This is a genomic window from Arthrobacter sp. Hiyo1 (assembly GCF_001263615.2).
In the GTDB taxonomy this organism is placed as follows: domain Bacteria; phylum Actinomycetota; class Actinomycetes; order Actinomycetales; family Micrococcaceae; genus Arthrobacter.
Genome location: NZ_DF952471.1, coordinates 290301 through 295836, shown reverse-complemented (window position 1 = coordinate 295836; position 5536 = coordinate 290301). Strand labels below are relative to the sequence as shown.

Here is a 5536-nt window from a genome sequence, read left to right as displayed (position 1 = left end):
GACGTGGACGCCCGGTCCCTCGAAGGCGCCCTTAAGGCCGCCAAAACGGGCGCCGCGGCGTGGACAGATCTGGGCCACGTGAGCGCCGGCCGTGGGATCGACGGCAAGGACGAGGTTGCGGAGCTCATCATGCTGAATACTGCCAGCGTTGGCGTGTACCCCAACTTGGTGCGCCGCCGCGAGCGGCTTCAGCCTGCCATGGGGAAACCCCTCGCGGGACTCGTCGCGGGTCTGCGCACCTTCGGGGCGGCAACCCCCACCACTCTCCTGATCAACGGAGTGCACCACAAGCTGTGGATCCTCTACATAGGCCGCGGCCGCTACTACCCGCGGGACCTGGCACCATTGACGCGGCCCGTGCTTGACGACGGGGTGCTGGATATCCGCATGGTCACGGCCGATGAGCTTTGCGCGGTTGCGTCTGCTGTGGGCGGTCCTCACTGGAACCGTGAGTACATCGAAGGTGACCCACCTCAGCGAGGCCCGGGAAATCAGCATCGAAGCGATCGGAGAGCCGCTCGTGATTGCGGTCGACGGCGAGCCGTTGCCGGGTGTGCGGACCGCGGAGTTCACGGTCCGGCGTCGTGCGCTTCGGGTGTATTCACCGATTGCCTAATGCTCTCCCAAGTGCCCTGCAAGCCCTGGGCGCGGCCGGCATCATCCATAGGGACTACCCTGACCTGCCCCTGAATCATCCCTGAGACCGGCGAATTCGGCCGTACCGGTGGATAGCGTTGTACGTACAGTCACCACATAGCTGCAGCAAGCGGAGGGAACGCTTCCATGATTGAGGCAACAGGCTTGAGGAAGGTCTACGGCGCAAAGACAGCCGTGGACGGAATCAGCTTCACCGTACAGCCCGGGAAAGTCACGGGCTTTCTTGGCCCGAACGGCGCCGGCAAGTCCACCACCATGCGCATGATCATGGGTCTCGACCGCCCGACGTCGGGCGACGTCATTGTCAACGGCCGGCATTACTCCCAGCACAATGCCCCGCTCCACCAAGTGGGAGCGCTGCTCGATGCCAAGGCGGTGCACACGAGCCGCAGTGCGTACAACCACCTGCGCGCAATGGCAGCGACCCACGGGATTCCAAACTCGCGCGTTGAGGAAGTCATCGAGATGACCGGCCTCACCGCAGTTGCCAAGAAGAAGGCCGGAGGGTTCTCCCTCGGCATGGGCCAGCGGCTTGGCATCGCCAACGCATTGCTGGGTGATCCCCAGACGCTCATCCTCGACGAACCGGTCAACGGGCTGGATCCCGAGGGCGTCCAGTGGGTCAGGAACCTCGCCCGTTACCTGGCAAGCCAGGGCAAGACCATCTTCATTTCCAGCCACCTCATGTCCGAGATGGCCCAGACCGCCGACCACCTCATTGTGATCGGTCGCGGCAAGATCATTGCCGACACCACGGTGGATGCGCTGATCGAGAGCCAGAGCCGCAAGCGCACGTTGGTCCGTACCTCGGAGACCACCCGCTTGTCCGAGTTGCTGGCCCGCGACGGTGTCCGGGTGGAGCAGAACGAACGTGAAACCCTGGAAATCTACGGGGTGGAGCCGATCCGCATCGCAGAGCTCGCCCTCGACAACCGCGTGCTGGTTTACGAACTCACTCCGCTCACGTCGTCACTGGAGGAAGCCTACTTCCAGCTGACCAAGGACGAGGTGGAATACCACTCGCACATCACCGGCGGACCGGCAGCGCCAGGCGGGACGCTGAACGGAAGCCCTGCCAGCGCCGGCGCCACATCCGCTGCCACCATGGAAGGGATCCAATCATGAGCACCACCACCGTCAGCAAGAAACATGCGATCCCGTCAGCCGGGACCGGTGGCGTCACTTTCCTCCGGGTGCTGAACTCCGAGTCCATCAAGTTCCGGACCCTCATGAGCACCAAGATCCTGTTGCTCCTCACCTTCGTGGCCATTGTCGGCATCGGCTTGCTGTCAGCCCTCGTCCGGTGGAACTTCATCAACCAGATGGTCGAAGTCGGCCGGCAGGGTCACAAGGAAACGGTGCAGCAAGCAGTTGACTCCTTCCCGCCGGGATCGGGATTCAGCCTCTACAACCTGCCGAACGCCGGACTCAACATCGGCATCCTCGTCATGGGATCCCTGGCCGTGCTCTTCATCGCCTCTGAGTACGCCACCGGCATGATCCGGTCAACCATGAATGCGGCGCCGGGGCGGCTCTCCACCTTCGGTGCCAAAGCCGTGGTCCTGGTTGTGGTCTCCTATATCCTTTCGGTCGTGGCCGGCGTCGTGACCTTCCTCTTGGCCTCACCCATGTTCGCCAACTTTGGCCTTGACCTCGGCTGGAACACGGACGGCGTCCTTTACAGCGTTTTCACCGGCGGCTTTATGTCTCCGGTGTCGCGCTGATCGGCCTCTCGCTCGGAACACTGCTGAAGAACCCTGCCGGCGGCATCACCGTCCTGGTGGGCATCATGTTCGTCCTCCCGTTCGCAGGCCAGTTCCTCAGCTTCGCACCGGGGGACTTCTGGAAGTACGTCCCCCAGTACCTGCCCAGTGAAGCCGGCGGCCGCTTCTTGTCGATCGGCCACGTCGACGGCACCCTGGATCCGTGGGCGGGCGGCCTCGTGTTCCTTGGCTACGTCATCTTGTTCATGGTTCCTGCCCTCATTGCGCTCAAGAAGCGGGACGTCTGATTCGCAATCGCTTGATCTGCGATCCATGGACAACCTCTCCGCGCAAGGCCACTAGCTCAAGCATGAGTGAAGAGTTGCCAGCACAGGACGCGTCGGCCCACGTGGCCGACGCGTCCTTTGCTGAAATCACGCTGCGGCGCCGTGGCAGGATCCGCCGCTATCTCTTTGAGCACCCGCGCGTCATGGACGCGGTGGTGGTGCTTTGCTATTCGCTCCTGGCACTGCCTACGCTGATCAGCTCCATCGTGGACGGCAAATGGTTCGCCGCCCTGCTGCTCGTTGCCATCGCCGCCATCCTGTTCCTTCGACGCCGCAATCCGCTGAGTGTCACCGCGACCGTTGCGGTCCTCGAAGTGGCCGTGACGCTGCTGAATCCCTGGGGTTCGAACGTCTCGGCGGGATTGTGGTTTGCGCTGTATGCGGTGGCCGTGGCGAGGGCCCGGACCTTCGCGTTGACGGTGTTCGGCGCGGCGAGCCTGCCCCTGACGCTCGTGTATCTCTTCATGTGGACCAGTCCGGCGGCCCTGCCAACGGAGAGGCGATTCCGGAGAATTTCCACCTCATCAGCAACATCGCGGCCGCGGTCAGCATCTTGTTGTCCAACCTGATCGCCACCGGCATCGGCATTTCGGTGCGGCAGCGGCGTGAGCATGAGAGCGAAATCAGGGCCTGGGCTGCCCGCACGGCTCGCTTGGGTTCCGTCACCGAACGCAACCGGATCGCCCGCGAGATGCACGACGTCGTGGCGCACTCGCTGACGGTCATGATCAGCCTCTCGGACGGTGCCGCCGTCGTGGTCAAGAAGGATCCTGAGCGCGCGGGTGAGGTGCTTGGCGAACTCTCGCGCACCGGCAGGACTGCGCTGGCTGATATGCGCCGCGTCCTCGGCGTGCTGCGGGAAGACTCCGCGCGCCCGGCGCCCTGGAGCTTGGTTTCCGGGCACGACTTAAGCAAGCTCCTGGACGGATTCCGGACGGCGGGGCTGCCGTTGCACTATTCACACACGGGCCCTGCCCTTCCTGAAGACCCGGCGTTGCAACTCACGGTCTACCGGATCGTGCAGGAATCCCTGACCAACGTGCTCAGGTACGGGCGCTCCTTGAGTCAAGTGGATGTGCGGATCGTGCGGGAGGGTGACTCGGTCACCATTGAAGTGCTCGACGACGGCAGGGGCTCCCGGGAGCCGGGAACCGAAGAGGCGGCCTTGGGCACGGGCCAAGGCATCGCGGGAATGCGTGAACGTGCGGGAATTTATGCTGGAACCGTGGATGCCGGTCCTGGAATCCACGGCGGATGGCGGGTCCATGCGGAGCTGAAATGGAATGGCGACAAGGGGAAATCATGACAGACAATGCTCCCATCAGGGTTCTATTGGTCGACGACCAGCCCCTGCTACGCATGGGATTTCGGCTCATCCTCGAAGGCGAGGACGACCTCGAAGTGGTGGGCGAAGCCTCCGACGGTGCCGAAGCCGTGCGGAAGGTGAAGGAACTGGAACCCGACGTCGTGCTCATGGACGTCCGGATGCCCGCCATGGATGGAATCGAAGCCACACGGCGGATCACGGCCTCGTCAACCAACGCCAGGATCATCATCCTGACCACTTTCGACCTCGACGAGTATGCCTTCTCCGGCTTGCAAGCTGGGGCTTCCGCCTTCCTGCTCAAGGATGTTGCGCCTGCCGAGTTGGTCCAAGGCGTCCGGCTCGTGGCCAGCGGCGACGCCGTGGTTGCTCCGAGGGTCACCCAGCGGCTCCTGGAAACCTACGTCCGCGGGGGCCGCGTTCCCGGCCAGGCCGCAGCCCCTGCCCGCGATCCACTGCTCGAAGAATTGACGCCCCGCGAAACCGAGATGCTGGAGGCTATCGCCGGAGGGCTGTCCAACGCCGAAATCGCCCACAAGTTCTTTTTGTCCGAAGCCACGGTCAAGACCCACGTCCGGCGCATCCTCACCAAGCTGCACCTGCGGGACCGGGTCCAAGTGGTGGTCTACGCCTACGAAACAGGACTCGTGATCCCGAGCAACCCGGATTACTAGTGACCCGGATACTGCCTCGCCGGCGACATCCCCGGCCGCGGCTAGACTCGGAGCCATGCCTTCGAACTCCGCTGCAGAACACATCCAGGATCTTGGCGCGTATGTGAGCGCATCGCCGTCGAGCTTCCACGCCGTCAACGAGGCCGCGCGCCGGCTCGATGCGGCCGGTTTCACGGCCCTTGATGAACTTCAGCATTGGGAAGGCGGGGCTGGCAGCTTCTACGTGATCCGGGACGGCGCCCTCATTGCATGGGTGACGCCGGAAGGCGCCACTCCGACCACGGCATTCAATATCCTTGGCGCCCACACGGATTCTCCGTCTTTCAAGCTCAAGCCCAAGCCGACAACGGGCAAGTTCGGTTGGCTGCAGGCCGGGGTCGAGGTCTACGGCGGACCCTTGTTGAACTCCTGGCTGGACCGTGAGCTTCGGCTCGCAGGGCGGCTCGTGATGCTGGACGGCACCCAGCACCTCACGGCAACCGGACCGCTCCTGCGCTTCCCGCAATTGGCCATCCACCTGGACCGGGCCGTCAATGACGGCCTCACGCTGGACAAGCAACAACACATGAACCCGTGTTCGGCCTCGGCGATCCCGATTCCGCGGATGTCCTGGCAATCCTGGCGGACTCGGTGGCCGGGGTTTCCGTGGATCCGGCGCAGATCGGCGGCTACGACATCGTCGTCGCGGACACCCAGGCACCTGAGCAGTTCGGTGCCAAGGGCGAACTGTTTGCATCGGGGCGGCTCGACAACCTCTCCTCAACCCACGCCGGGCTCGCGGCACTCATTGCGCACGCAACCGCGGGCGCGCCGGCTGCCGGCCCCATCGCG

Annotated in this window: 4 protein-coding genes and 3 pseudogenes; all 7 read left to right on the top strand. The window is 64.0% G+C overall.

What is annotated here, in order from left to right; translation table 11 throughout:
• Nucleotides 1–616 (top strand): annotated as a pseudogene (locus AHiyo1_RS12950) (diacylglycerol/lipid kinase family protein); the annotation flags it as partial.
• A 167-nt stretch (nucleotides 617–783) separates the two neighbouring features.
• The gene (locus AHiyo1_RS12945) at nucleotides 784–1782 is read left to right on the top strand and encodes an ABC transporter ATP-binding protein (RefSeq protein ID WP_059388840.1); all 999 of its coding nucleotides are present in this window, start codon (nucleotides 784–786) and stop codon (nucleotides 1780–1782) included.
• Complete coding sequence (locus AHiyo1_RS12940; RefSeq protein ID WP_253257317.1) at nucleotides 1779–2381, top strand: hypothetical protein; 603 nt, start codon at nucleotides 1779–1781, stop codon at nucleotides 2379–2381. Before AHiyo1_RS12945 ends, AHiyo1_RS12940 begins: the two co-directional genes overlap by 4 nt.
• Before the next feature lie 65 nt (nucleotides 2382–2446).
• Nucleotides 2447–2668, top strand: a complete 222-nt coding sequence (locus tag AHiyo1_RS26765) for a hypothetical protein (protein WP_253257316.1) — start codon at nucleotides 2447–2449, stop codon at nucleotides 2666–2668.
• Between the two features lie 62 nt (nucleotides 2669–2730).
• Nucleotides 2731–4013: pseudogene (locus AHiyo1_RS12935) on the top strand (sensor histidine kinase).
• Nucleotides 4010–4705, top strand: coding sequence for a response regulator (locus AHiyo1_RS12930; RefSeq protein ID WP_059388839.1), 696 nt, complete (start codon nucleotides 4010–4012; stop codon nucleotides 4703–4705). The pseudogene AHiyo1_RS12935 and the gene AHiyo1_RS12930 overlap by 4 nt, the downstream one beginning before the upstream one ends.
• A gap of 55 nt (nucleotides 4706–4760) precedes the next feature.
• Nucleotides 4761–5536: pseudogene (locus AHiyo1_RS12925) on the top strand (M18 family aminopeptidase); the annotation flags it as partial.